The sequence below is a fragment of the Streptomyces sp. NPDC085927 genome (assembly GCF_044540975.1).
Lineage (GTDB): Bacteria > Actinomycetota > Actinomycetes > Streptomycetales > Streptomycetaceae > Streptomyces > Streptomyces hirsutus.
Genome location: NZ_JBITSN010000008.1, coordinates 37,452 through 61,332, shown reverse-complemented (window position 1 = coordinate 61,332; position 23,881 = coordinate 37,452). Strand labels below are relative to the sequence as shown.

At 73.7% G+C, this 23,881-nt stretch carries 26 protein-coding genes and 1 pseudogene; 7 read left to right on the top strand and 20 right to left on the bottom strand.

Going from position 1 to position 23,881, the window contains the following annotated elements:
* Positions 1 to 28: 28 nt before the first annotated feature.
* The 3 genes from ACIF80_RS21815 to ACIF80_RS21805 all read right to left on the bottom strand — a co-directional run bounded on the left by ACIF80_RS21815 (position 29) and on the right by ACIF80_RS21805 (position 3,484).
* On the bottom strand, positions 29 to 1,603 hold the full coding sequence (locus tag ACIF80_RS21815; protein ID WP_399807026.1) for an ABC transporter substrate-binding protein: 1,575 nt from the start codon (positions 1,601 to 1,603) through the stop codon (positions 29 to 31).
* Between the two features lie 469 nt (positions 1,604 to 2,072).
* Entirely contained in the window at positions 2,073 to 2,936 is an 864-nt protein-coding gene (locus tag ACIF80_RS21810; RefSeq protein WP_399807544.1) for a DsbA family protein, read from the bottom strand.
* 113 nt (positions 2,937 to 3,049) lie between these two features.
* A complete protein-coding gene (locus ACIF80_RS21805) occupies positions 3,050 to 3,484 on the bottom strand; it encodes an RrF2 family transcriptional regulator (protein WP_399807023.1) in 435 nt (144 codons plus the stop codon).
* 138 nt (positions 3,485 to 3,622) lie between these two features.
* On the opposite strand from ACIF80_RS21805, the gene ACIF80_RS21800 reads away from it, so the two are divergent.
* On the top strand, positions 3,623 to 4,117 hold the full coding sequence (locus tag ACIF80_RS21800) for a cupin domain-containing protein (RefSeq protein ID WP_399807021.1): 495 nt from the start codon (positions 3,623 to 3,625) through the stop codon (positions 4,115 to 4,117).
* Between the two features lie 121 nt (positions 4,118 to 4,238).
* Here ACIF80_RS21800 and ACIF80_RS21795 read toward each other — a convergent pair whose 3' ends face one another.
* From ACIF80_RS21795 to ACIF80_RS21770, 6 genes and pseudogenes are all read right to left on the bottom strand, one after another.
* On the bottom strand, positions 4,239 to 5,072 hold the full coding sequence (locus ACIF80_RS21795) for a transferase (protein ID WP_399807019.1): 834 nt from the start codon (positions 5,070 to 5,072) through the stop codon (positions 4,239 to 4,241).
* Positions 5,069 to 6,334 carry a glycosyltransferase family 4 protein gene (locus ACIF80_RS21790; protein ID WP_399807016.1) on the bottom strand — a complete coding sequence of 422 codons (1,266 nt, stop codon included), beginning with the start codon at positions 6,332 to 6,334 and terminating at the stop codon, positions 5,069 to 5,071. Before ACIF80_RS21790 ends, ACIF80_RS21795 begins: the two co-directional genes overlap by 4 nt.
* A gap of 98 nt (positions 6,335 to 6,432) precedes the next feature.
* Positions 6,433 to 6,864, bottom strand: a complete 432-nt coding sequence (locus tag ACIF80_RS21785) for a hypothetical protein (RefSeq protein ID WP_399807013.1) — start codon at positions 6,862 to 6,864, stop codon at positions 6,433 to 6,435.
* A gap of 119 nt (positions 6,865 to 6,983) precedes the next feature.
* A complete protein-coding gene (locus ACIF80_RS21780; protein ID WP_399807010.1) occupies positions 6,984 to 7,973 on the bottom strand; it encodes an alpha/beta fold hydrolase in 990 nt (329 codons plus the stop codon).
* A gap of 117 nt (positions 7,974 to 8,090) precedes the next feature.
* Positions 8,091 to 8,666 carry a MarR family winged helix-turn-helix transcriptional regulator gene (locus tag ACIF80_RS21775; protein WP_399807008.1) on the bottom strand — a complete coding sequence of 192 codons (576 nt, stop codon included), beginning with the start codon at positions 8,664 to 8,666 and terminating at the stop codon, positions 8,091 to 8,093.
* 41 nt (positions 8,667 to 8,707) lie between these two features.
* Positions 8,708 to 9,045 (bottom strand): annotated as a pseudogene (locus tag ACIF80_RS21770) (SpoIIE family protein phosphatase); the annotation flags it as partial.
* Positions 9,046 to 9,509: 464 nt separating this feature from the next.
* On the opposite strand from ACIF80_RS21770, the gene ACIF80_RS21765 reads away from it, so the two are divergent.
* Positions 9,510 to 10,031: a hypothetical protein gene (locus tag ACIF80_RS21765; RefSeq protein WP_399807006.1), complete on the top strand. Its 522-nt coding sequence runs from the start codon at positions 9,510 to 9,512 to the stop codon at positions 10,029 to 10,031.
* Positions 10,032 to 10,139: 108 nt separating this feature from the next.
* Here the strand turns inward: ACIF80_RS21765 and pgm are convergent, their stop codons facing one another.
* From pgm to ACIF80_RS21730, 7 genes are all read right to left on the bottom strand, one after another.
* Positions 10,140 to 11,780, bottom strand: coding sequence for a phosphoglucomutase (alpha-D-glucose-1,6-bisphosphate-dependent) (pgm, locus tag ACIF80_RS21760; protein ID WP_399807004.1), 1,641 nt, complete (start codon positions 11,778 to 11,780; stop codon positions 10,140 to 10,142).
* 104 nt (positions 11,781 to 11,884) lie between these two features.
* On the bottom strand, positions 11,885 to 12,313 hold the full coding sequence (locus tag ACIF80_RS21755; protein ID WP_399807001.1) for a hypothetical protein: 429 nt from the start codon (positions 12,311 to 12,313) through the stop codon (positions 11,885 to 11,887).
* Positions 12,310 to 13,218, bottom strand: coding sequence for an STM4011 family radical SAM protein (locus tag ACIF80_RS21750; protein ID WP_399807541.1), 909 nt, complete (start codon positions 13,216 to 13,218; stop codon positions 12,310 to 12,312). Before ACIF80_RS21750 ends, ACIF80_RS21755 begins: the two co-directional genes overlap by 4 nt.
* A 58-nt stretch (positions 13,219 to 13,276) precedes the next feature.
* Positions 13,277 to 14,650 carry an STM4012 family radical SAM protein gene (locus ACIF80_RS21745; protein ID WP_399806999.1) on the bottom strand — a complete coding sequence of 458 codons (1,374 nt, stop codon included), beginning with the start codon at positions 14,648 to 14,650 and terminating at the stop codon, positions 13,277 to 13,279.
* Complete coding sequence (locus ACIF80_RS21740; protein WP_399807538.1) at positions 14,647 to 15,468, bottom strand: STM4013/SEN3800 family hydrolase; 822 nt, start codon at positions 15,466 to 15,468, stop codon at positions 14,647 to 14,649. Before ACIF80_RS21740 ends, ACIF80_RS21745 begins: the two co-directional genes overlap by 4 nt.
* A 118-nt stretch (positions 15,469 to 15,586) precedes the next feature.
* Positions 15,587 to 16,834 (bottom strand): STM4014 family protein, encoded by a 1,248-nt coding sequence (locus ACIF80_RS21735; protein WP_399807536.1) that lies wholly within the window; start codon positions 16,832 to 16,834, stop codon positions 15,587 to 15,589.
* Between the two features lie 10 nt (positions 16,835 to 16,844).
* Positions 16,845 to 17,810, bottom strand: coding sequence for an STM4015 family protein (locus tag ACIF80_RS21730; protein WP_399806996.1), 966 nt, complete (start codon positions 17,808 to 17,810; stop codon positions 16,845 to 16,847).
* A 221-nt stretch (positions 17,811 to 18,031) separates the two neighbouring features.
* On the opposite strand from ACIF80_RS21730, the gene ACIF80_RS21725 reads away from it, so the two are divergent.
* The 5 genes from ACIF80_RS21725 (at position 18,032) to ACIF80_RS21705 (ending at position 21,170) form a co-directional block, all read left to right on the top strand.
* Complete coding sequence (locus ACIF80_RS21725; RefSeq protein ID WP_399806993.1) at positions 18,032 to 18,358, top strand: hypothetical protein; 327 nt, start codon at positions 18,032 to 18,034, stop codon at positions 18,356 to 18,358.
* Between the two features lie 121 nt (positions 18,359 to 18,479).
* On the top strand, positions 18,480 to 19,568 hold the full coding sequence (locus ACIF80_RS21720; RefSeq protein ID WP_399807534.1) for a DUF6745 domain-containing protein: 1,089 nt from the start codon (positions 18,480 to 18,482) through the stop codon (positions 19,566 to 19,568).
* Positions 19,569 to 19,713: 145 nt separating this feature from the next.
* Positions 19,714 to 19,866, top strand: a complete 153-nt coding sequence (locus ACIF80_RS21715; protein ID WP_107097835.1) for a hypothetical protein — start codon at positions 19,714 to 19,716, stop codon at positions 19,864 to 19,866.
* 85 nt (positions 19,867 to 19,951) lie between these two features.
* Positions 19,952 to 20,389, top strand: a complete 438-nt coding sequence (locus ACIF80_RS21710; protein ID WP_399806990.1) for an ATP-binding protein — start codon at positions 19,952 to 19,954, stop codon at positions 20,387 to 20,389.
* Between the two features lie 73 nt (positions 20,390 to 20,462).
* Positions 20,463 to 21,170, top strand: a complete 708-nt coding sequence (locus tag ACIF80_RS21705) for an adenosylcobinamide amidohydrolase (protein WP_399806988.1) — start codon at positions 20,463 to 20,465, stop codon at positions 21,168 to 21,170.
* Positions 21,171 to 21,252: 82 nt separating this feature from the next.
* On the opposite strand, the gene ACIF80_RS21700 is transcribed toward ACIF80_RS21705, so the two are convergent.
* The 4 genes from ACIF80_RS21700 to ACIF80_RS21685 form a co-directional block, all read right to left on the bottom strand.
* Positions 21,253 to 21,759 carry an SRPBCC family protein gene (locus tag ACIF80_RS21700; RefSeq protein WP_399806985.1) on the bottom strand — a complete coding sequence of 169 codons (507 nt, stop codon included), beginning with the start codon at positions 21,757 to 21,759 and terminating at the stop codon, positions 21,253 to 21,255.
* A 77-nt stretch (positions 21,760 to 21,836) separates the two neighbouring features.
* On the bottom strand, positions 21,837 to 22,751 hold the full coding sequence (locus ACIF80_RS21695; protein WP_399806982.1) for an oxygenase MpaB family protein: 915 nt from the start codon (positions 22,749 to 22,751) through the stop codon (positions 21,837 to 21,839).
* A 150-nt stretch (positions 22,752 to 22,901) separates the two neighbouring features.
* Positions 22,902 to 23,168 carry a hypothetical protein gene (locus ACIF80_RS21690; protein WP_399806979.1) on the bottom strand — a complete coding sequence of 89 codons (267 nt, stop codon included), beginning with the start codon at positions 23,166 to 23,168 and terminating at the stop codon, positions 22,902 to 22,904.
* Positions 23,169 to 23,267: 99 nt separating this feature from the next.
* Complete coding sequence (locus tag ACIF80_RS21685) at positions 23,268 to 23,876, bottom strand: hypothetical protein (protein WP_399806977.1); 609 nt, start codon at positions 23,874 to 23,876, stop codon at positions 23,268 to 23,270.
* Between the last annotated feature and the right edge of the window lie 5 nt (positions 23,877 to 23,881).

The window sequence follows — 23,881 nt, the reverse complement described above, 5'->3', positions numbered from 1 at the left end:
GGGCGGGCGACGGGGCGGTGGATGCGGGTCACTTGGCGCCGCCGATGGTGACGCCGGTCCAGTTGATGTGCGCCGGGTTCTTCGGCAGGTCGGAGATCGACTTGCTCTTCGCCATGAGGTTCGGCGCGGAGTGGGTGAAGACGAGGGCCTTGCTCTCCAGACCGGCGCGGGTCGCCGACCTCAGCACCTCCGGGTACCCGGCGGCCTCGAGCGGGGTCCGGCGGACCTCGGCGACCGCCTCCTCGAAGGCCTTCGGCTGGTAGGGCGAGCTGAGATTGAGCGGGCCGTCGGGGCCGAAGTGGGCGGTGAGGGTCTGCAGGGCGGAGTCGCGGCCGGTGGTTCCGTACAGGGAGAAGGCCAGTTCCTTGGCGAAGAAGGGGGTCGCCCAGTTCTTGTCGATCTTGATGTCGACGGTGATGCCGACCTCGGCGAGCTGCGACTGGACGATCTCGGCCTGCGGGTCCTCGGCGGGGATGACCAGGTCGAGTTCGAGGTCACCGGCCTTGTGTCCCGCCCGGGCGAGCAGCTTCTTGGCCTTCTCGGGATCGTAGGGGTAGGCGTCTTCCGACTTCGGGTCGTAGGCCACGTACCCCTTGGGGAAGGGCTGGTCGGTGACCTCGCCGTAGCCGAAGGTCAGTTTGTCGACGAATTCCTGACGGTTGATCGCGTGGCGGACCGCGTCGACGACCCGGTCGTCGTCGAACGGCGCCTTGTTGACGTTCAGGCTGATGTTGGAGGCGTTGAAGCCGGGCTGGACGAAGACGTCGAGGCCCGCCTTCTTCGCCTCGTCGGCCTGACTGGGCTCGATGTCGGCGAAGTTGTAGACGCCGGTGCGCAGGCCGGAGACGACGGTGGAGGCGTCGGGCGCCGAGGTGAGTTCGACGTTGTCGATGTGGATGTTCTCGGCGTCCCAGTAGTCCGGGTTCTTCCTGAGGACCGCCTTGGTGCCCGGGACGAGCTGACTGACGACGAACGGGCCCGCGCCCACCGGGTTCTGGTCCAGCTTCGCGGGCGACTTCGCCGCCGTGGGGCTGGCGATCTGCAGTACCCGCTCGCCGAGCAACTGGGGTATCTGGTAGTCGACCTGGGTGAGTTCGATGACGGCGTCGAGTCCGTCGGCCCGTACCTTCCCGATGGAGGTGAGGTCGCCGAAGAGCGCGGAGTTCTTCTGCTTCTGGGCCCGCTCGATGGCGGCCTTGACGGCGGTGCCGTCGACCGGCGCCCCGTCGCTGAACTTCAGGCCGGGACGCAGGTGGAAGGTGATCTCGTCGCCCCTGTCGTTGTACTCCCAGCTCTCGGCGAGGTCGGGAACCGCCTTGCCGCTCTCGTCCACGCGGGTCAACGACGCGTACACCAGGGCCAGATGCCGGAATTGCGCACCGCTTCCGGCGACCACCGGGTCCCAGTGGGCCGGGAAGTAGGAGGAGGTCCACTTCAGGGCGGAGTCGCCGCTCGCGGAGGAGGCGTCGCCGGCGCAGGCGGTGAGGGAGGGGACGAGCACGGCGACGAAGGCGGTGCCCAGGGCGGCGGCGCGCAGCCGGCCGGGGCGGCGGGCGGAGCGGAGGTCCAGTCTGGGGCGGCGGGGCGTGAGTCGTCCGGACATGTCCATCTTTCTTTGACGGCCCCTCCCCGCGTCGGGCGGGATCGGGGTACGGGGCGGCCCGCCCCGTGGCACGCGCCGGCTGCCGCCGGGCGGGCAGGACGACGAGGGCTCGGGGCACGGGTCGGCATGCGTCGCTCGGGGCAGGGCGCGTCAAGGACGCGGGGCTGGCCCGAGTACGGAGAGAAAGCGGCGCGGCGGCACGGCGGGAAGGGCGCGACGCGTGGCTCGGCCGCACGGCCGGAGGCCGGCGGCGGCGGAAGCGGTCACGGGCCGGGAGGGCCGTGAGCGGCGGGCGTTCAGCTACAGAGTGCGCTGCTGGTGCGCCGCAGGTCCACGTAGCGGCACATCACACCGGGGTGCGTCGTGTGCATGTCCCACATCCTGGGGGCAGTCCTCAACGGCTGTCAATGGACACCTGCGGGTGTCTCATTGGACGGGACGGCGCCCGTTCCCCCCGCCCAACGGCAGGTCAGGGCCCGGCGGGTGGTGCGGGGCGAGTGGCCGGATGGGTCGCGGCCTCGTCCGGGTGCAGCCACAGGGGGCCGTTGCCGGTGTCGACGCGGACGGCGTGCGGCGGGGGCCACCGGCCCTCCGTCAGCACGCGCCGTTCGGGCTCGGTCAGGGTCCGGTGGTGTTCCAGGGCGAGGGCCGGTTCCAGGGGCACCGGGGTGCGCAGCCGTCCCGGGCAGAGATCCTCCAGGGCCGCGGCGTACTCCTCGAAGGGCCGCAGGCCGGGCACCGCGCGACGCCCCGTGGGTGTGCGCACCAGGACGGTCGGCAGGGCGTACCGCCGGCCGCCGTCGGCGGTCTCCTTCGCCGCGCCCGGATGCGGCGATCCGCCGCGCACGGCCAGGACTTCGGGCACGGGGCGGCGCGCCTCGGCCCGGTCGGCGCGCACCTGCCGGAGCACCGCGCCGGACGCCGCGCCGGCGGCGAGGCGCTCCGGGTCGAGTCCCGGGACGCCCCGGACGGCGGCCAGCGCCGAGCCGAGGGTGTCGGCCGGATCACCGAGGACGAACACGGTCTCCCGCAGGCGCCTCAGCACTCGTTCGGCGACCTGGTCGCCCTGCGCCTCGGCCGCCTTGGCGACGAGCGACGACGGCCACGAGCTCGCCGCGACCCGGCGCAGCCGTGCGGCCCGCGGCGCCCCGGTGTGGGCGCTGATCTCCTCGACGTAGCGCGCGTACCAGGCCGTCTCCGCGTCGGGGTCGGGCGCGGGGTCGTCGTCGTGGTCGAAGAGAACGCAGTGGACCCGGCGCAGCCGGACCCGGCCGGCCAGCGCCGCGCGCAGCCGCCGGAAGACGGGTTCCGACCCCCAGGCCCAGGGGCACAACGGGTCGGTGTACTCGACGACTTCGACGTCCTCGACGGTTTCGACGACCTCGGCTCCCCCGACGGCTTCCGCCGCCCGGGCGGCTTTGGCCGGCGGCGCGCCCGCGGGGCGGCTCACGCGGCGCCGTTCCCCGCGGGCTGCCGGGCCTCCCGGGCGGGCAGCAGCGAGGCGAGGGTGACCCCGCCGAGCACCGCGGCCGCGTCGGCCTCGACCTGCCGCCACACATCCGGCAGCCCGGCCGCGGGGCCCGGGTACTCCAGTCCTCCCAGCTCGGTGCCGCGCAGGGTGATCAGCGCGCCGTCGACGGCGCGCAGGACGTCCAGGAGCGTGATGTCACCTGCGGGCCTGCCCAGCCAGTAGCCGCCCTCGCAGCCCCGCTGGCTGCGGACCAGGCCGGCCTTCCGCAGTTCACCCACCACGGACTTCAGGAACCGGAAGGGAATCTCCTGCGAGGAGGCGATGGCCTCACAGGTCAGCGGGCGGGCGGGTTCGCAGGCGAGCTCCAGCAGGGCGCGCGTGGCGTAGTCCGCCTTCGCGGAGATATGCATGTCGCCCATGATGCACGAGCGGCTTCCCGCGGAGCGTCGTTTCGGCCATCGCCCCTTTCATTGCGGGAACGTTGCCGCAGGTGAACGGCATAAGACACCTCTTGACATCCTTTTCCGGGGCGCCGTACGGTCCCGGCCATGAGCGAGCCGTTGACGACCCCCGGTGAGGGGTTCCACCCTCATCTCCACGAAGCCCCGGGCCCTGCGGAGGCACCGCTGCGTACACGGCTGCACCACATCCGTGCCGATGCCCTGGACGGTGACACGGCCCAGACCGGCGGCATGCGAAGGTTCGCCGCGGTCAGCGGGAAGACGGTGGGCGCCGAGAAGCTCTGGATGGGGCAGACCCATGTGGCTCCCGCCACCTCCTCCTCCGACCACCACCACGGAGAGTCCGAGACCGCGATCCATGTGGTGAGCGGGCACCCCGAGTTCGTGTTCCTGGACGGAACCGAGGAGGTGCGGCTGCGCACCTCGCCCGGTGACTACGTCTTCGTGCCCCCGTTCGTGCCGCACCGCGAGGAGAACCCCGACCCCTCCGAGGAGGCCGTGGTCGTCATCGCCCGCAGCACCCAGGAGGCGATCGTGGTCAACCTGCCGAAGCTGTACGCCCTTCCGGCCGAGGACACCTGACCCGAGCGCCGCAAGCGGGCGAGGGGCAGGGGCCGGTTCCCCCCGGGCCCCTCCCCTGTGCCCGACTGCCCGCCTGCGGCTCGTCGTACGGTCGGGACGGGCGGGGTGGGTCACGGCCGGTTCAGTGCACGGCGGTCACCTCGACGGCGAGATCGTTGTCGACGGTGTAGTACGGGCGCACGGCGGCTTCGCCGACGGTGAGTGCCGGGTACACGCACACTGTCTTGCGGTCGGCCATGTCGTCGAGGAGCCGGCCGATCCGGACCGGCGGGGCACCGGCGGCGGGCCGGAGGAAGACGTCCCAGAGCTGGTCGCCGGACGCCCCGCCGGTCAGCTCCCCGAAGGGCGCGGTGAAGGAGAAGCCGCTGCCGTCGGTCCGCAGCGGGAAGGAGCGCGTGGTGCCCCTGTCGCTGCGCAGCCGGAGCAACGCGGTGGCGTCGTCGGACAGTTCGGCGCCGTGCAGGCGTGCGTGGACCGTCATCGCACCGTCCGCGAGGTCGAGGCGGCCGGCCTCGGCGTGAGCGGGGCGCAGCCAGGCCCGGACCGCCAGGAACCCGTCCTTCGTGGCGTAGGGGACCCGGACGGCCACCGGGGACGGCCACTCTCTCAGGCTTCCGTCGACGAGGGCGCGCAGGTCCCGCAGCCCCGGGCGCAGCCGTTCCCGTACGGCGTCCGGTTCCCTCATCAGGTACGCGTCCCAGCGGCCCTCGGCGAGGGCCGGCAGCGGTTCGAGCACCGCGCGGAGGTCGCCGTCGTCGCCGTGGGGTTCGAGGTCGAGGAGGCGCGTCGGCTGCTGCGGCGCGTTCTTCTTCGGTCTCGGCACCAGGGCCAGCCGGGGGCGTCCGGCCGGGCGGAGGGCGACGCGGAAGGTGGTCCGGCCGTCGGCGTCGACCGTGCAGTGGGCGCGCGGTGCGCCCGTGTCCGGTGCGCCCGTGTCCTGTGCGGCGGTGCTCATCGGCGTCCCTTCCGTAGGGTGCGCAGCGCCTCGGAGGCGGCGGCGAGGGCGAGGTCGGCGGCGGCGTGGCCCTGGCCGGACAGGGTCCGGTGGGCCCCGCCGCCGTCCGGTGCGGGGCGCCGGCCGGCGCTTCGGGCCGCCACGGCCTCCCCGGCGAGGCGTTCGGCCTGCGCCACGACGGGTCCGGGGGCGTACCGGCGGGCGTTGCCGAGGGCGGCCCTGCCCATGCGGTGGCGCCGTTCGTCGTCGCCGACGAGGTCCAGCAGGGCCTCGCCGAGGGCGTCGGCGTCATCGACGGGCACGAGCCGGCCGTCGACGCCGTCCTTGATGATCTCGCCGGGTCCGTAGGGGCAGTCGGTGCTCACGACGGGCAGTCCGCAGCGCATCGCCTCGACGATGGTCATGCCGAACGGCTCGAAGTTGGACGCGGCCACGCCGATGGAACCCTTGACCCACTCGGCCTCCATGGGAGTCGCCGCGCCCATGAGGAAGACGTTGTTCCACAGACCGAGCGACTCGATCAGGCGGCGCAGCGCGGGCTGTTCCTCGCCTTTGCCGTAAATGCGCAGCTGCCAGTCCGGATGGGCCGCCGCCACCCGGGCGAACGCCTTGATGATCAGGTCGTAGCGCTTGACCGGGACCAGCCGGCCGGCCGCGACGACCACCTTGGCGGTGCCGTCCGCGGCGGGCAGCACGGGGTCGGGGACGCTGTTCGGGAGGGCCTCCACCCGCACACCGGGCAGCCTCATCTTGCGCCGGTAGGAGTCGGCGTCCGCCTCCGTGACGGTGGTGAGCACGTCGAGGCGGCGGTAGGCGCGGCGCAGCGCGGTACGCAGCCGGGGCGGGTGGTTGTCCAGGGTGAGGTGCTCCTGGCCGACACGTGCGACGTGCTCAGGGGCCTGGAGCGCGAGGTGCACGTTGAGTCCCGGCCGGGTCCCGACGACCACGTCGGCGTCGATGGACTCCAGGCATTCGGCGATCCGCTGGTCCGTCAGCTCGCTGTACTGGTGGTAGCGGTACTCCGCCGCCGGGAACACCTTGGCCGGTCTTCGGTGCCGGGGGTCGTCCTTCTCCCTCCTGAGATCCACCAGGGGCCGCAGCCGCACGTCGGGGTGCGGGGTGAGGTTGGGGTGCTCCCGGTGCCTCAGCACGGAGACGATCTCCACGTCGTGCCGTTCGGCCAGCGCGGCGGCGAGGTTGAACGTGGTGGTGATCGTGCCTCCGATGCCATAGGCGTTGTGGATCAGGAAAGAGATCTTCATGGCGGACTAGACCGCTTAAAGCGTTCAGAAGTTGTCTGCCGTTATCACTTTGTTGACTCGAGTTACACCTTCTGGACGAAAGTTCCGCCTGGTCACCCCTACTGGGGCCGGTCGGCCGAAGGCGCCGTCGTACCCGGCGGCTTGATCTGCATGCCGGGGCGACGGCGGTGCACGGTCAGGTAGGTCAGCCCCTGCCCGCCGGCGGCGAGAGCGCGTGTGGAGCCGTGCGGAAGCCAGGTCAGGACGCCCGCGCGCAGGGGCTGCGTTCCGTCGGGCGCGGTCAGCGAGCCCTCTCCGGCCAGAACGAGGAGGAGGACGTCGAGGTCGGGCTCGCGGTGGGTGTCGACCTGCCTGCCGGGCGGGATGCGTACGACGTTGGCGTCGAGTTGCCGGCCGGACTCCGCGAGCCTCCACAGGGCGCCGGCCGGCGCGTCCTCGAGCGCCGCCAGCGCGGCCGTGTCGCACAGCGTCCGGGGCAGCGGGACCTCGCCCCCGTGCCCGGTGGTGGCGTCGCCGTCGTCTGCCGTCATCGGGTGTCACCGTCCTGTGCGTCCTGTGCGTCCTGTGCGCAGGATCCCCGAAATAGGAATTTAGCATGCATATTTGAAGCCCGGCCGCTCGCTCCGGTGCGCTGCGGCACACCCCGCTCTCAGGCGGCGGGCAGTGCCGCGAGCCAGTCCGTGAGGATCGCGTTGGTCTCCTCGGGCCGTTCCTGCTGGACCCAGTGGCCGCAGCCGTCGAGGATGCGGGAGGACCACAGCCCGGGGAGCGTGCTGGGAAAGGCCTTGATGGCGTCGCCCATCCAGGCCGTGGACGCGTCCAGGGCACCGCCGATGAACAGGGACGGCTGGGTGAGGGGCGCGCCGGTGTGGCCGGCGAGGTCCTCCCAGTCGCGGTCCATGTTCCGGTAGCGGGCCAGGGCTCCACTCATGCCGGTGCGTTCGAACTCCGCGGCGTAGACGTCGAGTTCGGTCTCACCGAGCCAGGCGGGCCGGCGGCCGGTGGGGAACCGGTCGCGCAGGGTGCCGCCCGGACTCACGAAGTACGGTCCCGGGGCGTCCGGAGCGGACATGGTGTCGGCGGACAGCGCCGCGTAGAAGCCGGCCAGCCAGCCGCGTACGTCCGGTTCGATCTCGGCCTCGGCGCGGCCGGGCTCCTGGAAGCGGGAGACGTAGAACTCCTCGTCGCCGCCCATCGAGGCGAAGACGGTGCTCGGCCTCGGGCCGCCGGGCGGGGCGTAGGGCACGCCGAGCATGCCCACCGCGCGGAAGACGTCCGGCCTGAGCAGGGCGGAGCCGGCGGCGATCGTCGATCCCCAGTCATGTCCGACGATCACGGCGGACCGCTCCCCCAGGGCGTGCACGACCGCGACGTTGTCCGCCACCAGTTCCGTCATGCGGTAGGCGTCCGTGGCGGTGGGGCGGGAGGAACGGCCGTAGCCGCGGACGTCGACGGCCACCGCGCGGTACCCGGCCGCCGCCAGGGCGGGCAGTTGGTGGCGCCAGGAGTACCAGAACTCGGGGAATCCGTGTACGAGCAGGACCAGCGGGCCGGTGCCCTGCTCCACCAGGTGGATGCGGCCCGCGGGCGAGGGGACCAGCCGGTGGGTGGTGTCGTGCCGGCGCTGCTGCGGTGGCATACGTGCTCCCGTGACTCGTGATCCGTCCCGTACCGGGACCGTGCTCCGAGCATGGAGGCAGGAGCGGGTAGAGGTGGAGCGCTGTTGCCGCTTCGGCAAATCGGCGCTGCGGCCGGATCACTTCCGCGGGGCGTCCCCGTCCTCGGCAGACGGGCCGGGCGGACGGAGCTGCGGGCCGTCCGGGAGGTGGGGGCCCTTCGGGAGCTGCGGGTCCTCCGGGGCGTCCGGAGCCGGTGGCTCGCCGCCTGCCTCGTTGAACGCGGTGAGTGCTTCGACGAGCGCCACGCGTTCCCCGGGGGTGAGCCGTTCGACGATGGCGGCGATCTCGGCGCGGCGCCGCGCGGTGACGTTCTCGACGGTCCGCCGGCCCTCGTCGGTCAGTCGCAGCAGGGTCTCGCGGCGGTTGGCCTGGTTGGTGTGCCGTACGGCGAGTCCGGCCGCGATCAGCCGGTCCACCATGCGCATCGCGGTGGACGGGGTGACGTGGAGCAGCCCGGCGAGGGCGACCAGCTTGGTGTCGCCGCGGGTGGACAGGACCACCAGCATCCGGAACTGCGGCAGGGTCACCCGGCCCCCGACCGCGCCCAGGGACCGCGCGGAGACCGCTGCGAGCAACCGTGAGGCGGTCAGGACCGCACGGGTGACGGCGTCGACGTCGTCACCCGTCCCGGCGGGAACCTCACGCTCCGGCATGGATCCTTTGTACCTCGCCCTCACTCCTGCCCTCGCCCTCGTCAGGCCCGCGCGCCGCCGGAGCCGCGGCTCAGCCGCCGTGCGGGGGGGTGCCTGTCGCCGTGCCGGTGGTGACGCAGCAGGAGCATCGCGGCGTCGTCACCGGGGGCGGCCCACCGGCGTGCCGGACCAGATCCTCGCGCAGGGCATCGAAGGCGCGGTGCATGCCGGGCTCCTTCAGCAGACGGGTGCGCCCGCCCAGCGGACAGAAGCGGCCCTCCTCGTCACGCGCCTCCGTGACTCCGTCGGTGTACAGCAGCAGGTGCTCGCCGGGCCCGAACGCCACCGTGAAGGGCTCCGGCCCTTCGGTGCCGTGCGCGGCCGGGCCCAGCGGCAGGGCCAGTACGCCGATCGCCGCGGTACGCCGCCGGCCGCCGACGGGTCCGGCGAAGGCGGGGCCGACCGCCACCAGGGGCAGCAGGCCCACCCCTGGTCCGGCCAGGACGTCCATGATCGCGATCACTGCCATCACCACGAACGGCGTCCGGGGCAGCACCGTCCGGCTCGATGGCGGTTTCTCGTCGGTCATGACCTGCTCCAGCGGTGTCGAGGCACTCGGGAGCCGCCCGGTTCCTCCGCGGACGCCCCTCCCCCACCGTTGGACCGGGCAAGGGTCGTGGGCACGTTCCGGCCTCCACCTCGGACCTCTGTGCAATCGAGTCCCCCGGCCCGGACGGCGACATCCGGGGCTCCGGGCCCCTGGCCCGACGTTTTCGTGCTGTGGGATGATCCTGCCCGGGGTCCTGGTGCGAGTGAGCTGAGGTGTGTTCGACGGGCTCCCTCACCGGAGAGGAACGAACGGACGTGACCGCGCAGCGACCTGACGGCGAGACGCCGGAGGACAGGGACAGGACGCCGTCGGTGCCGGACGAGGTCTGGCACCGGTTCCTCACGGACAACGAGCGCGCCATCCGCGCCACCGCCCCCGTCGAACCCTCCGCCCTGCAGCGGGCGTCGGGACGGCAGCCGCAGCCGGCCGCCACGGACGCACGCGACCGCACGGAGGGTCGGGTCACCGACACCACCGGCGCCGTCGGTGACCTGTGGCACCCCGACGACCCGTGGGAGGGCCCGTCGTGGCGGAACCTGGACGGGCGGGCCAGGGCGCGCCGGGTCTGCCGGGTCATCGGCACGGCCGCCGCGATCGCACTGGTCCTGGGCGCCTGGTCCCAGCTGTCCACCGGCGCGGGCAGCCCGGACCAGGGACCCGCCGACACGGTGCTGCAGCAGTCGGAGGACGTCCCCGCCGATCTGCCCACGGCGACGTCCGTCCCGTCCGGTCTCACCTCCCCGTCCCCGGCCACGCCGGCGGTACAGGCGGGCTGATGCACCGCCGGCCCCGCACGCCGGGCGGGACACGCGGCCCGGCCGCGCCCCCGGCCGGCGGCGGACCCGCGCCGGGCGACCAGCGGCAGCCGGGCGGTACGGAGCCGGTCAGCCGCCCAGTGCCGACAGCACCACCGTCCTGGCCTCCTCCTGCACCCGGCGGAGGTGGCCGGGGCCCTGGAAGGACTCGGCGTAGATCTTGTACACGTCCTCGGTGCCCGAGGGGCGGGCCGCGAACCAGGCGTTGGCCGTGGTCACCTTGATGCCGCCGATGGACGCGCCGTTGCCGGGTGCCTCGGTGAGCACCGCGGTGACCGCCTCCCCGGCGAGGGTGTCGGCGGTGACCTGCGCGGGAGAGAGCTTCGCCAGGCGGGCCTTCTCCTCCCGGGTCGCCGGGGCGTCGATCCGCTCGTAGGCGGGCTCGCCGAAGCGGGCGGTGAGCCCGGCGTAGTGCTCGGAGGGCGTCTTCCCGGTGACCGCGGTGATCTCGGAGGCGAGCAGCGCGAGGAGGATGCCGTCCTTGTCGGTGGTCCACACCGAGCCGTCGCGGCGCAGGAAGGAGGCGCCGGCGGACTCCTCACCGCCGAAGCCGAGGGTGCCGCTCTCCAGTCCGTCGACGAACCACTTGAAGCCGACGGGCACCTCGACCAGTTCGCGCTTCAGGTCGGCGGCGACCCGGTCGATCATCGCGGAGGACACCAGCGTCTTGCCGACACCGGCCCCGGCGGGCCACTGCTCGCGGTGCGCGTAGAGGTACTGGATGGCCGTGGCGAGGTAGTGGTTCGGGTTCATCAGGCCGGCGTCCGGGGTGACGATGCCGTGCCGGTCGGCGTCCGCGTCGTTGCCGGTGGCGATGTCGAAGCGGTCGCGCCGCTCGATGAGGGACGCCATGGCGTGCGGAGACGAGCAGTCCATACGGATCTTGCCGTCCCAGTCCAGGGTCATGAACCGCCAGGTGGGATCGGTGAGGGGGTTGACCACCGTGAGGTCGATGCCGTGCTGTTCGGCGATCCGGCCCCAGTAGGCGACGGAGGCCCCGCCCAGCGGGTCGGCCCCGATACGGACGCCTGCCGTACGGATCGCCTCCAGGTCCAGCACGCTCGGCAGGTCGGCGACGTAGGTGCCGAGGAAGTCGTAGCGGCCGGTGCCGGGGGCGGTGAGGGCGCGGGCGTGGGGGATGCGCCGGACGTCCTTGAGGCCGCCCCGGATGATGTCGTTGGCGCGGTCCTGGATCCAGCCGGTCGCCTCCGAGCCCGCGGGGCCGCCGCTGGGCGGGTTGTACTTGAAGCCGCCGTCGGCGGGCGGGTTGTGGGACGGGGTGACGACGACGCCGTCCGCTAGGCCGGTGGTGCGTCCGCGGTTGTGGGTGAGGATCGCGTGCGAGACCGCGGGGGTCGGCGTGTAGCCGTCGGCGCTGTCGATGAGCACCGTGACTCCGTTGGCCGCGAACACCTCCAGGGCGGTGACCCGCGCGGGCTCGGACAGCGCGTGGGTGTCGGCGCCCAGGAAGAGCGGGCCGTCGGTGCCCCGGCCGGCGCGGTACTCGCAGATGGCCTGGCTGGTCGCGGCGATGTGGTCCTCGTTGAACGCGCCCGCCAGGGACGACCCCCGGTGCCCCGACGTCCCGAACGCGACACGCTGTGCCGCGTCCTGGGGGTCCGGGTGCACCGCGTAGTACGCCGTGACCAGCCGAGCGACGTCGACGAGATCCTCGGGGCGGGCCGGGCCGCCCGCTCGCTCGTGCTGCATGTGCCCACTCCTTGGCAGGGATTGATTCTGCGCTTGCGGACACATCCTTCCTCTTCGAGGCCGCACCGCGCGAGTGGAACCGCCCGGCCCCGCGCCGTCCCGGGTCAGATGCGTCCGCCGGTCATCCGTGTGAGAGGACCGTGGCTGTGGCGTTCCGCGCGGCGCCCCACCGCGTAGGACGCGGCGCTCAGCACGGTCAGGCCCGCGCCGACGCCGGCGGCGACGAGCTTGCGGTTGGTGAGGACCGTCCAGGCGGTCACGGCGGTGGCGGCGACCTGACCCGAGGTGGCGACGACCGCCCGGCGGCCCGCCTCGACGCCCTTGGCCGCGCTCTGCACGGCACCGTTCGCCACTCCGGCCGCGCGCTCGGCACCCGACTTGGCCGCTGACGCCGCGTCACCCGCCTTGGTGGCGGCGCCACCGGCCGCCCGCTCCGCGGGAGCGGTCGCCTTCTCCGTGGCGTTCCGGGCCTTGGACGTGGCGGTCCGGGTGGAGGTGGTCTTCTGATTCGCGCTCTTGTTCTGTTCACTCATGGACACCGACTTGCCGCTGAACTCCTCGGCAAACCCGCCCGGTCGCGGAAGTCCCGCCCCGCGGGCGACACCGGGATGCGTTCCAGGACACCGCCCGCGAAGACGTCGTACAGCGGCAGCGTCTCCAGGTGGACATAGCCGATGTGACAGTCGCAACTGGTGAGGGGGCAGGCCCGCGGCTCCAGGGCCGCCCGGTAGCTGCCGTCGTAGAGGTTGCCCAGCTCGTCGGGGACGAAGTGGCAGCGGCGGACCGTGCCCTCGCCGTCGACGGAGATCACGGACTCCCCGGTGCGGCAGGGCGCGCCCGCGCTGGCGTGGGGACGGCGGCTGTAGGGGAAGAGCGGGTCCAGCGCGGTCCACACCTCGGCCTCCGCGTCGTCGTAGGTGTGGCCCTCGGCGGCGTTGACCCACAGGTACACCTGGTCCGGCAGTCCCGCGCGCAGCCGCCGGGCCGCTTCCAGGTGCTCGGGCAGGCCGACGATGCCGACGCTGAACCGGACACCGAGGCGGGCCAGTTCCCGGCACTTGGCCGAGAAGCGGTCGTACGGGGTCTGCCCCGGATGGTAGGTGCACCACAGGGCGAGGGTGTCGAGGTCGGCGTCGGCGAGCCAGTCGGTGCGGCAGCTGAGGTTGGTCTGGATGGCGACCCGCCGGATGTGCGGCCGGTGGGAGAGTTCCGTCAGGGCACGCCGGTACCAGGAGCGGACCAGACCCTCGCCCCAGGGGGTGAAGAGGAGGGAGAGGCGGTCGCCGGTCTGCGCGGTGGCCCAGTGGGTGAACCGCTCCAGGGCGGCTCGGTCGGCGCGCAGTTGCTCCCGGCTGTCGCGGCGCTTGGCGAAGGGGCAGTACGGGCAGTCGTAGTCGCACGAGGCGAGCGGGCCTCGGTAGAGCACGGTCAGGTCCATGGGGCCGGTCGGGGAGCCGGTGATGGATCCGGTCACGGGGCGGTTCACGGGGCGGGTCTCACTTCCGCTCGTAGGCGGCCATGGCGGCCCGGACGGACGGCGAGAACAGCTCCGGACCGATGGCGTCGGAGTGGGCGAGCCCTTCCGGGGTCAGCCGCAGCGCCGGGGCGTGCGGGCCGTCGTCCGCCAGCCAGCCGCGCTCGGCGAACCGGGACAGTTCGGTGCCGAAGTCGTCCCGGGGCGTGCTGCCGAACCGGGTCCGGTAGTCGGCGGTGTCGAGGCCGTCCGCCTGGAGCAGGGACTGGATGAGGTGCCGGCGGCGGGCCTCGTCGGTGTCGATGACCCGGCCGTACTCGGCGTGGGCGAAGTCGGCGGCCGGGCGGGAGACGTAGTCGTCGATGATGCCGCGGATCTCGTGCATGCCGACGGCGTAGTCGAAGGAGTAGTGCAGGCCGGCGGTGTACGAGCGGGCGCCGCAGCCGAGGCCGATCATGCCGTCGGTCTGGCAGGCGTAGTCGTCGGCGCCCTGCGGCGGGGCGTCGGTCCGGCGGAACATGCGCATGGACTGCTGGGTGTAGCCGCGGGCGAGGAGGTGGTCGCGGCCCAGCCGGTACAGGAGCAGCCGCTGCTCGTCCCAGGCCGGGTCGGTGGCCGCCGCGCGGCGGCCGAGGCCGGTCAGGGGGCGTATGTAGAGCGGGTAGAGGTAGAGCTCCTCGGGGTGCCAGGCCAGTGCGGCGTCCAGGGAGCGCAGCCAGGTCCGCTCGGTCTGGCCGTCGATGCCGTAGATCAGGTCGATGTTGAGGACGGGGATCCGGGCGTCGCGGACGCGGCCGAGGGCCGCCTCGACGTCGGCGCGGCGCTGTGGCCGGACGGCGGCGCGGGCCTCGGCGTCGTCGAAGCTCTGGACGCCGAGGCTCAGCCGGGTGGTGCCGCGCGCGGCGAGGACCTCCAGCCGGTCGGCGGTGGCCGTGGCGGGCGAGGCCTCCACGGACAGGGGGACGGCCCGCAGGTCGGCGCCTATGCGGTGTTCGGCGATGTCGCAGAGGCGCTCGAGTTCGGCGGCGGTGAGGAAGGTGGGGGTGCCGCCGCCGAAGGCCGCCGTGGCGAAGCGGATGCCGTCCTGCTCGCCCAGGGCCTCCCGCACGGCACCCGCCTGCCGGTCCAGGGCGTCCAGGTAGGCGCCGGTGAGGCCGTCCGGGGCGCCGATGCGGGTGAAGAGGTTGCAGAAGCCGCAGCGGACCTCGCAGAACGGGATGTGGAGGTAGAGGGAGAGGGCGTCCTTGGGTTCGGCGGCCCACAGGTCGCGCAGGAGCGGACGGTCGGGGAGCTGCCGGTAGGCGGTCTTGTGCGGGTAGGCGTAGACGTAGCTCTGGTAGGGGCTCGCCGGGTGTGTGCCGGTGATGCGGGAGTGGGGGCTGGTGGCGGTGGTCATCGGGCGGCCTCGGCAGGGGTGTGGCCCAGGAAGAAGTGGGCGTAGGGCACGGTCCACACGGACGGGTGGCCGATGCGGTGGCCGGTGTAGCCGTCGTCGCCGTACGCGGTGCCGTGGTCGGAGCAGACGACGGCGAAGCAGCGGCGCCTGCTGCTCGCGGCGGCGAAGAGGCGGCCGATGTGCCGGTCGACGTACTCCAGGGCGGCGGCGTGCGTCGCGCGGCTGTCGCCGTCGGCCGGGGTGGCGCCGGGCAGGTGGAACCAGTTGGGCTGGTGCAGTGCGGCCACGTTGACGAAGAGGAACAGGCGCTGCTCGTCGGGCAGTTCCCGTACGACTTCCTCCGCGCGGGTCACCTGGGCCTCGAAGGAGGTGGGTGAGGCGACGCCGAACTCCGGTTCCCAGTGGGACTCCTGGAACATGCCGGGGAGTACCGAGCCGAGGGGGCCCTGCCGGTTGAAGAAGCCGACTCCGCCGACGCACACCGTGCGGTAGCCCTCCTTCGCCAGGCCCGACACCAGGTCCGGGGTGTCGTACACGAAGGTGCCGTCGGCCGTGGTCTCGCTGCCGGCGAAGCGGGCCGCGAACAGGCGGGGGTGCGGGCCGGGGGTGGCGGGCGTCGGCAGGAAGCCGGCGAAGATCGCCTGGTGCGAGGCGTAGGTGAAGCTGCCCGGGGCGTGCCGCTCCTCCCAGCGGCCGCCGGGCAGCAGACGGGCGAGGTTCGGGGTGCGGCCGGTGGCGGCGAGTTCGGCGGCGACGTCGTGGCGGAGGGTGTCGAGCGTGACGAGCAGGATGTCGTGGCTGCCGACGATCTCGTTCATGTCGGGCTTGCTCGTCTCGGGCCCGTACCGGTCCGGCTGCCGGGGCGCCGGGGAGGCGGTGGGTGTGCCGGGGCCGGCGGCCTGCGGGTCGCGCGGGGCGGACGCGGGGGGCGTCGGGTCAGGCGCTGGCATCGGTGGTTCCTGTTCTGTGCGGGTCGTGCGAGTGCTGCTGGGAGTGGTGCGGGTGCCGGTGGCCCGGCCGCTGCGGGCCGTCTTCGGTACCGGTGCGGTGCAGGACGGCGGCGATCTGGGCCGCGTAGGTGTCGAGGCCCTCCGCTCCGCTGCCCGGCAGGCCCGTGAGGCGGGGCAGCAGGTCACCGAAGGCGTTGACCTCGCCGACCGCGAACCGGCGCCATCCGATGGCCGGGAGCAGGTCGACGCCCACGCACAGGGTGCGCGGGAAGCAGGCCGCCGCCCGCTCGCACACGGCGAGGACGTCGGACCACCGTCCGCCCCCCGCCTGTACGGCGTCCCGGACCGCGTCCAGGTCGCCGCGGCTTCCGCCGAGGTGGAGGTTGGTCAGCGGCGAGGTGCTGGTGCGCACCACGGCGTGGGTCGCGCGGCCGTCCACCACCACGATCCGCAGATCGGCGGCACGGCCCCCCAGCGAGGCCTTGGGAAGCCAGCGTTCCAGGTGCAGGCCGTCGGGTGCCAGCGTGTCGACGATCGTGGCGATGTCCCGCTCGCGTTCGTAACGGCGCAGCTCGAGGGAGTTGAACAGGGCTCCGTCCGGAGTCAGTTCGACGGAGGTGGTGGCCCGGATGCGGCCGGCGGCCGACGACTCGACGGCGAGTACACCGGAGGCCGAGGAACCGTGTGCGAGCTTGACGAAGAGCCTCGGCATCCGGTGCTCGCGCATGACCGCGCGGACGTCGTCCCAGCCCCGGACCGGCACCGCGCCGGCACCCGAAGTGGGTGACCGGGGCACGGGGACGTCCGCCGCCGCGAGGGTCGCGTGGCAGAGCCTCTTGTCGAACAGGACGGCCAGGTCGTCGGCGTCGTCGAGCCGGACACCGCCCCGCAGCTCCCGGACCGCCCGGGTGAACCGCGCGTACCAGCGTGCCGAGCCCTCGACCCTCGTGGGGTCCCGGGTGTCCCGCAGCAGCCGGTCGACCTCCGGGTTCTCGCCGGGCGAGTCGAGCCGGACGATCTCGCCGGGCGCGAAGTCGGCTCCGCCCGCACGCAGGACCTCGGCCCAGGGCACGATGCGCGGTGCGGGCAGCCCGGCCGCGCGTACGCCGTCGGCGAAGAGGGTGACCCTGCGGTTCTCCGGGTTGCCCACGACGGCGAAGCGCACGGGCGGGCCGGCCGTAGGGGCGGTCGGTCCGGTCCGGTCGGGCCCCGGTACTGGCGGCTGGGCCTGCATCACGCGGTCGTCACTCCCCGACGGACACGTAACGCTCGACGGTGCCCTCGTCCTCGTCCTCGTACTCCTCGGCGCCGTCCGGGTCCAGGTCGATTTCGACGCCCGCCGTCGCGAGGGTCTCGGTCAGGCGCTGCCGGACGGGTTCGCTGAGGTAGTTGTGGTGCAGGTCGAGCTTCTTCAGGTGGGTCAGCGGCTGACCGCCGAGGAGAGCGACGGCGCCCTCGTCGCTGAGGGTGCCCATGGACAGGTCGAGCACGTCGAGGCGGGCGACCACCGGGGCGGAGGCCACGGCGGCGGCGACCTCGTCCTGGATCTCGCTGTTGCGCAGGGCGAGGTGACGCAGGCTCGGGAAGCGGTCACCGGACAGGATCGGTCCCAGGTCTGCGGCCTCGCTGTCGGCGCCGTACCACGAGGTGCCGAGCCACAGGTCGAGGTGCTCCAGCGCGGGCAGTTCGCTGGCCCCGACGCCCCGGACGACCTCCACCGGGAGGCCGCCGGACTCCAGGGCCAGCGCGCGCAGCGCTTCATGACGCAGGGCGGGGAACTTCAGCCCCTTGCCGCCCCGCACCCCGAACTCCTCCAGGGCGGGAAAGCCGGCCAGCAGGGGGGAGACGTCGGTCTGGGTGATCCAGGAGATCTCGCACTCCTCGGACATGATGTCCCCGAGGAACAGCGCCCGCAGGGCGGGCAGGCGGTCACGCGCGGCCAGCAGCGCCTCCATGACCTTGGACGGGGCCGAGTCGTACGCGTCCTCCCAGGGCCCGACGACCAGGGCCCGCACCTTTGTCGTGTCGACCTCGGCGCAGAACCGGGCGAAGGTCTCCTCCCACGCCTCCTCGGCGTCGTACGCGCCGGTGGCGGCGACCCGCCAGGCCACGGTGTCGGGCCGGGGCAGCTCCACCGCCGTGTCGGACGGTCCGGGGAAGTGGAAGACGCTCAGGCCGTACAGCTCCTCGATGTGGTCGACGTAGGACATGCGGGCGGCTCCTGACAGGGGATGAACGAGCGGAGGGCGTGGAGGTCCGGCGCCGCCTCGGAACCCGGGAGGCGAGCCGTCCGACGGTGCGTGCAGCAGTTCTACCAACAGCCACTGACACCGCCCGACGGCGGGCCTGGCCAGGGGCTGTTGTCAGTGGTGGCTCGTACGGTCCTCGCATGGACTCCGGAGCACCGTGCGCCGGAGTGGAGGGGAGATCCATGTACCGGCAGGGAGACGTGCTGATCGTGCCCGTCACAGAGGAGGCGGTGCCCGCGCACGTCCCGGACGCGCCCAGGGAACCTCGTGACGCCCGGGGCCGGCTGGTGCTGGCCCTGGGAGAGGTCACCGGGCATGCGCACGCGGTCGTCGGGAAGGGCGAACTGGTGAGTGAGCCGGGCCCCTTCGGTCCGCTGCTGCTGCATCTGCCCGAGGGCGGCCGGGTGGTGCACGAGGAGCACGCGACGATCCCGCTGCCCAAGGGGTGGTACCGCGTGATCCGGCAGCGCGAGTACATCCCCGGTTCCGTACGGATCGTCGCCGACTGAGCGGAGCGGGCGAGAAGCACCACGACGGGCACCAGTGCGTGAGGAACACGAAGTGAACCCGGAGCACGAGCAGCACGAAGAGCACGGACCGAACGAGCGGCACGGACAGGGGACGTTGACCATGACGACGGCGACGACGGAGCGGGCGAACGGGACGGCGGCCGGAACCGGCGCCTTCGCATCGGAGGCGGGCGGGGACAGCACACAGGACCCGGGGCGCTGGCGGGCGTGGGCCGCGAGCGCGGAGCCCGCCGACCGGGACGCGGCCGAGGAGGGCGTCCGGCTGGCGTACCGGCGGGCCGGGCTGCCGGAGCCGGAGCGGGTGGTGTGGGCCGGCTCGCCGCGTGAGGGCGTGACGCTGGTGGGGCAGGGCACGGACTTCGGGGCGAGCGTGCGCGAGGCGGTGCGCACGGCGCCCTGGGCGGCCGAACGCGCGCGTCTGCACGATCGGTTGGGTGCGGCGGGCTGGGCGCGGCACTGGTCGGCGACCGGCGGTGCGCTCTGGGACTCCACGCAGGCGCTGGTGGACCGGATCCGCACCGGAGTGCTCGACGATCTCGCGGCCGACGACGCACACGCCCGTACCGGGATACGGCTGATCCTGCTGGACGCGTTGCTCGGACAGCACGACGCGCCGTGGCTGGCCGCGCTGGAGGCCGACGGACCGTCCCCGCTCGACGGGCCGGCCCGGGTGTGCCGCAGCGCCGGCTGGTGGTGGCCCTTCGAGAAGGTGGCGGTGGTGTGCGAGCGCCCGGTCGCCCTGCACCGTGACGAGGCGGGCCGGCTGGACCACGGGGACGGCCCGGCGCTGGAGTTCCCCGACGGGTTCGCCCTGTGCGCCTGGCGCGGCATGCCGGTGGAGCGTGCCTTCCTGGAGGAACTGCGCACCCTCACGCCGGAGCGGATCCGTGCTGAGGAGAACGCCGAGCTGCGCCGGGTGATGCTGGAGTACTACGGCTACGACCGTTACCTGGCCGATTCCGGGGCTCAGCCCGTGCACCGGGACGAGACGGGCATCCTCTGGCGGGTCGAACTCGACGGCGACGAGCCGGTGGTGATGGTGGAGGTCGTCAACTCCACGCCGGAGCCCGACGGTACCCATCGCACGTACTGGCTGCGGGTACCGCCGACGACGCGGACGGCCCGGGAGGGAGTGGCGTGGACGTTCGGGCTCGAGCCGGGGGTGTACGAGCCGTTGCGGCAGACGTGAGGCGGCCGTCCCGCCGGCCGCAGGGCTGAGTCCGTCCGCAGGGGGTAAGTGGAGGACGTACCGGCAAGGACGATATTCGGTGACCGACCGGTGACCACCGGGTCGACCGGGCCACCGGGAACGGTCCCGTGGAAAGGAGCCCCTCATGGCCGGAATCGTGGAGCGCATCAAGCGGTTCGCCGGCAGCCCTCAGGGACGGCGCGCGACGGAGCAGGTGCGGCGTGCCGCGGCCGATCCCCGGCGCCGGGCGCAGGCCCAGCGGATGCTGGGCAGGCTCCGCGGCGGCCGCCGCCGCTGACCGCTCGTGCCGCCCGTCGAAGCGGTCCGGGCCCGTGAAGTCCCGGGCCGCGCGGGGGTGACCAGGAAGACCAGGAAGGAGCCTCATGGATGAGCCGTCGGTCCGCGCTGTGGGCTGGGCGCGTTCCCTGCCGATGGGCGGGGGGGTGAAGGCTGCCCGGGACTGGGCCCGGGAGCACCTCGACGCCCTGGGATGGACCACCACGGCGCCCGAGACGGCGGACGCCGTACTGCTGACCGTGTCGGAGCTGGTCACCAACGCCCACAAGCACGCCCACAGCAACGCCCAGCTGACCCTGTCCCGCGACGACAACTGCCTGCACATCTCCGTCCACGACACGTCGGCCGAGCTGCCGGCCCGCCGCAGCCCGGGGCTCGAGGGCACCGGCGGGCGCGGCATGCTCCTCGTGGACGCACTGGCCGACGAGTGGGAGAGCCGTCCCTGTCCCCATGGCAAGTCGGTCACCGCCTGCTTCCACGGGCCGCGGGCCGAGGAGGCGCCGGGGGCGGAAGCGGAGCGCTGACCGGGCCGCTGCCCGCAGGAAGGCCCCACCGGAATACGATCGGTCCAGCCCGATCCTCGAGGAGTTCCGTCCGGTGACCGCCGTCCTCCCTCCGCCCCGCACCTCCGCCGGGCTGCTGCGCCCGCGCCGCCTGACCCGTGTCGAGGGCGGCGGGCTCCTGCACGCCCTGCTGTGGACCCCCGGACCGGGCATGCGGATGATCAGCAGCGCGGTGCTGGGCGGCGGCATCGGCGAACGGTGCTGGGTCCTCAACGCCCAGGTCTCCCACGGCTACGGGCGCACCGACCCGGACCGGCACCTCGCCGAACTCGCCGCCGGGGCGGGCGCGCGCGGCCCGGGGGTCGGTCTGATGACGGCCGCCGACGTCTCGGCGTACGCCCACGCGCACGACAACGGCGCGGAGGCGATCGTCACCTCGGGCATCGACGTGCGTGGCTGGGCGGCGGTCCCCGAGGCCGAGGAGGCGACTGCGGGGGGCGGCGCGCAGGCGCCGGGCACGATCAACATCGTGGTGGCGCTGCCGGTGCCGCTCACCGACGCCGCCCTGGTCAACGCGGTGGCCACCGCGACGGAGGCGAAGACACAGGCCCTTTTGGAGGCCGGTCACGACTGTTCCGGCACCCCCACCGACGCGGTGTGCGTCGCCGCCCGCGCCCCCTCCCCCGGCGAGACGCCGCACGCCTTCGCCGGGCCCCGCTCCCCCTGGGGAGCACGGTTGGCACGCGCCGTCCACCGCGCTGTGCACGACGCGACACCCTCGCCGTCACCGCCCTCGTTCTGAGCGGTGACGGCGAGGGTGCCGCGGGCCCCGCCCGCTCGGCCCGGCCGACCGGGGAGTCGAAGCGTCGAGGCGCGTCCCGGAGTCAGGCGCGGGTGCCGTTCGGACCGGGTTCCTGCGCGACGACCTGGCCGAGCGGGCGACGGCGTTCCCACTCGGCGGCCTCGGTCTCGCAAAGCTCCGCCAGCCTGGCGGGCATGGCACGGTGGCGGACCTGGAGCAGCGCCTCCACGACCAGATTGTGCACTCGGCCGCCGACGCCCCGCAGGGGGTGTTCGTCCACGATCACCAGGCACTCCCCGCCCCAGGGCCGTAGCTCGACGGCGATCCGCGCCGTGCCGAACGCACCCGCCCAGGCCTCGAGTTCCAGGGTCTCGCCCCACTCACAGCGCCGGACGACGGTCTCGTTGGACAGGCGAACGGGCCCCAGCCGCGCTTCGTACCGGATCGCCGCTCCGAGCCGGGGCCACTGCCCGCGCACCGGCTCCGACGACGAGGTCCCCACCACCCAGTCCGCATAGCGGCTGCCGTCCGCGAGGACGTCCCAGACCGTCTGCGGGCTCGTTCTGATCAGATGCTGCCGAACCGCCACCACGACCTCCCGTGACCGGAGCCGCACGAGCGCACCAGCCGGCACCGAGTGCCCGTCCGCGGGCGCGCCGACACCTGTCAGCCGTCGGCACCCCGCCCGGGTACGGGCGCGCGCTGCCCGTGCCGTGCGGGCTTGCCCGGCGCCAGGGCCCAGCGGATGCCGGCGGTGACGGCGATGCCGAGCGGGCGGACGAACACCCCCTCGGCGGGCGGCACCCGGGGCAGCCGCAGTGCACGCGAGGCCCAGAGGGGCAGCAGCGACACCGCGCCGGCCGCGAGGGCGCCGTACGGCAGCCGGGCGAAAACCGGCACGGGCGGGTTGAGCAGCAGGAAGCGCGCCACGCTGCGTGCCTCGGGCGTGGAGCGCAGTTCGCTCCGGTAGGCGGCGAGCCGGTCGGTGAGCTCGGCACGGTTCACCGGCGGGTCGGGCACGCCGAGCGCGGTGGCGATGCGCGCCATGTCCTCGACGTACGCGTCGCAGCCGGCGGCATCCAGCGGCCGGGCGCCGAAGCGCTGGTGGGCCCGGAGGAAGCAGTCGACCTCCGCGATGTGCACCCAGCACAGCAGATGGGGGTCGGCGGCGCGGTACTCCTGACCGTCGGGGGTGGTGCCGTGCACCGTCGCGTGCACGGCCCGTACCCGGTCGACCGCCCGCTGGGCGCTGTCGGCCGGGCCGTAGGTGGTCATGGCGAGGAAGGTGCTGGTCCGCTGGAGGCGCCCCCAGGGGTCGCCACGGAACCCCGAGTGCCCCGCGACGGCGGCCATGGCCAGCGGATGGAGCGACTGGAGCAGCAGCGCCGACAGCCCGCCGATGAACATCGAGGCGTCCCCGTGCACCTGCCGGACGGGGCGCTCGGGGCCGAACCAGCGCGGGCCGGGCGCGCCGTGGATGCGGGCGCGGTTGTCGGGGCCGTCCGGTCCCGCCACCCGGGAGAAGATCGCCTCGCCGATCCGGTCGCGCAGCACCCGGCCGTTGTCCGAGAGGAGTCCCATGGTTCGCACCGCCTCCTTGCGCCCGCGAGGACCGGTCGGCGCGTGACCGGCCGGCGCCCCGCAGCTGTGCCTGCTCCCACGCCTGCCCGCTCCCCGTCCAGTACCCGCGATCCGCCAGGTCACTGCGCCCGGCTCACTCCCCGGCACGCCTCACGGAACATCCCCCCTCCAGTCGAACACCCTCCCGTCCCCGGCGCGGGGCACGTACACGGCGCGGCCGCCCGCGCCGTAGCGCCCTATCTCGGTGGGCAGTCCGACACCGTCCCGCAGTTCCGTCCCGCGACGGTCGGTGACGTCCAGCAGCAGGCCGTCCAGCGGCCCCCCGGCCAGTTCCACGTACGACCGCCCGTCGCGCGGTCCCGGATCGTCGTGGTCCGCCCCGTAGACCCGGCCGCGCATGAACTCCAGCTCGTCCATACCGGCAGGGTGGCATCCCCCACTGACAATCGCCGCTCCGGAGCGGAGCCGGGGCTTCGGGCCTCCCCCGCGTCCGCTCCGGCCGGGCGGTGCGGGAAGTCAGCGGGCGCCCGTCCAGCTGTGGGCGACGTCGATGACGAGGCGGTCCTGGAGCTGCAGCACCCGGAACGGCAGCCGGGCGCGCACGCCGAGCCCGATCTGGGTGTCGCCCTCGAAGCTGGCGGCGAACCGGGTGTCCCTGAAGGTGCGGTACCCGGCCGGGTTCACACCCGGCAGCGGCTGTCCGGCGCGGGCGGGGTAGGTGGGCTCGCCGGTCTCGGGGGCGTAGGACGGTGCGGTCACCCGTACTTCGAGGACGGCGCCGCCGGTGACGGGGACGTGCGTGCCGGAGCCGTCCTGGTACAGCCGGTCGACGTACCGGACCGTGTACCCGACCGCTCCGGAACTGCCGCCGCCGCCCGCGCCCGGCAGATCGACGACCATCCGGTCGTAGCAGTCGTGGCGGCCGGTCCTTACGTCGCGGACCGGTGTGGTCGTGGCGGTGTCGGCCGTGTCGCTCTTGGCCTGGCTGCCCCAGCCGGTGGGGCAGGCAGGCGACGGGGCCGTCGCCGCCGGAGCGGCGGACGGGGCGGCGAGGGCGGGGGCCACCGCCGTACTCAGCGCGGCACCTACGAGTGCCAGGGTCACGTAGATGGTTCTGGTTTGCATGATTT

Coding starts and splice junctions, on each gene's coding strand:
- ACIF80_RS21815 (WP_399807026.1), bottom strand. CDS start 1,603: ATGTCCGGACGACTCACGCCCCGCCGCCCCAGACTGGACCTCCGCTCC.
- ACIF80_RS21805 (WP_399807023.1), bottom strand. CDS start 3,484: ATGCATATCTCCGCGAAGGCGGACTACGCCACGCGCGCCCTGCTGGAG.
- ACIF80_RS21800 (WP_399807021.1), top strand. CDS start 3,623: ATGAGCGAGCCGTTGACGACCCCCGGTGAGGGGTTCCACCCTCATCTC.
- ACIF80_RS21795 (WP_399807019.1), bottom strand. CDS start 5,072: ATGAGCACCGCCGCACAGGACACGGGCGCACCGGACACGGGCGCACCG.
- ACIF80_RS21790 (WP_399807016.1), bottom strand. CDS start 6,334: ATGAAGATCTCTTTCCTGATCCACAACGCCTATGGCATCGGAGGCACG.
- ACIF80_RS21785 (WP_399807013.1), bottom strand. CDS start 6,864: ATGACGGCAGACGACGGCGACGCCACCACCGGGCACGGGGGCGAGGTC.
- ACIF80_RS21780 (WP_399807010.1), bottom strand. CDS start 7,973: ATGCCACCGCAGCAGCGCCGGCACGACACCACCCACCGGCTGGTCCCC.
- ACIF80_RS21775 (WP_399807008.1), bottom strand. CDS start 8,666: ATGCCGGAGCGTGAGGTTCCCGCCGGGACGGGTGACGACGTCGACGCC.
- pgm (WP_399807004.1), bottom strand. CDS start 11,780: ATGCAGCACGAGCGAGCGGGCGGCCCGGCCCGCCCCGAGGATCTCGTC.
- ACIF80_RS21755 (WP_399807001.1), bottom strand. CDS start 12,313: ATGAGTGAACAGAACAAGAGCGCGAATCAGAAGACCACCTCCACCCGG.
- ACIF80_RS21750 (WP_399807541.1), bottom strand. CDS start 13,218: ATGGACCTGACCGTGCTCTACCGAGGCCCGCTCGCCTCGTGCGACTAC.
- ACIF80_RS21745 (WP_399806999.1), bottom strand. CDS start 14,650: ATGACCACCGCCACCAGCCCCCACTCCCGCATCACCGGCACACACCCG.
- ACIF80_RS21740 (WP_399807538.1), bottom strand. CDS start 15,468: ATGAACGAGATCGTCGGCAGCCACGACATCCTGCTCGTCACGCTCGAC.
- ACIF80_RS21735 (WP_399807536.1), bottom strand. CDS start 16,834: ATGCAGGCCCAGCCGCCAGTACCGGGGCCCGACCGGACCGGACCGACC.
- ACIF80_RS21730 (WP_399806996.1), bottom strand. CDS start 17,810: ATGTCCTACGTCGACCACATCGAGGAGCTGTACGGCCTGAGCGTCTTC.
- ACIF80_RS21725 (WP_399806993.1), top strand. CDS start 18,032: ATGTACCGGCAGGGAGACGTGCTGATCGTGCCCGTCACAGAGGAGGCG.
- ACIF80_RS21720 (WP_399807534.1), top strand. CDS start 18,480: ATGACGACGGCGACGACGGAGCGGGCGAACGGGACGGCGGCCGGAACC.
- ACIF80_RS21715 (WP_107097835.1), top strand. CDS start 19,714: ATGGCCGGAATCGTGGAGCGCATCAAGCGGTTCGCCGGCAGCCCTCAG.
- ACIF80_RS21710 (WP_399806990.1), top strand. CDS start 19,952: ATGGATGAGCCGTCGGTCCGCGCTGTGGGCTGGGCGCGTTCCCTGCCG.
- ACIF80_RS21695 (WP_399806982.1), bottom strand. CDS start 22,751: ATGGGACTCCTCTCGGACAACGGCCGGGTGCTGCGCGACCGGATCGGC.
- ACIF80_RS21690 (WP_399806979.1), bottom strand. CDS start 23,168: ATGGACGAGCTGGAGTTCATGCGCGGCCGGGTCTACGGGGCGGACCAC.
- ACIF80_RS21685 (WP_399806977.1), bottom strand. CDS start 23,876: ATGCAAACCAGAACCATCTACGTGACCCTGGCACTCGTAGGTGCCGCG.